Raw genomic sequence first — 423 nt, 5'->3', positions numbered from 1 at the left:
CCCCCCCCCCCCCCCCCCCCCCCCCCCCCCCCCCCCCCCCCCCCCCCCCCCCCCCCCCCCCCCCCCCCCCCCCCCCCCCCCCACATCTTACTGTTCGTCGGCAGCGTCAGATGTGTATAAGAGACAGCATCTAGGAAGCGCTGGAACTCGGCATTATCGCTGGATGGCACCTGAATGCCTACCAGTACGCGGCCATAATCGGCACCGTGGTTGCGGTAGTGGAACAGGCTGATGTTCCAGTTGGTCTGCATGCCCTGTCTCTTATACACATCTCCGAGCCCACGAGACGAACGCACTAATCGCGTATGCCGTCTTCTGCTTGAAAAGGGGGGGGGGGGGGGGGGGGGGGGGGGGGGGGGGGGGGGGGGGGGGGGGGGGGGGGGGGGGGGGGGGGGGGGGGGGGGGGGGGGGGGGGGGGGGGGG

The 423-nt window shown here is 72.8% G+C and carries 1 pseudogene; it reads right to left on the bottom strand.

Annotated features, from left to right (window positions below):
- Window positions 1-110: 110 nt before the first annotated feature.
- A pseudogene (locus JHD62_RS22715) lies at window positions 111-251 on the bottom strand (hypothetical protein); the annotation flags it as partial.
- Window positions 252-423 lie beyond the last annotated feature (172 nt).

Source organism: Aquitalea sp. ASV11, assembly GCF_016429185.1.
Classification (GTDB): Bacteria; Pseudomonadota; Gammaproteobacteria; order Burkholderiales; family Chromobacteriaceae; genus Aquitalea; species Aquitalea pelogenes.
This window is presented reverse-complemented; position numbering and strand designations above follow the sequence as displayed.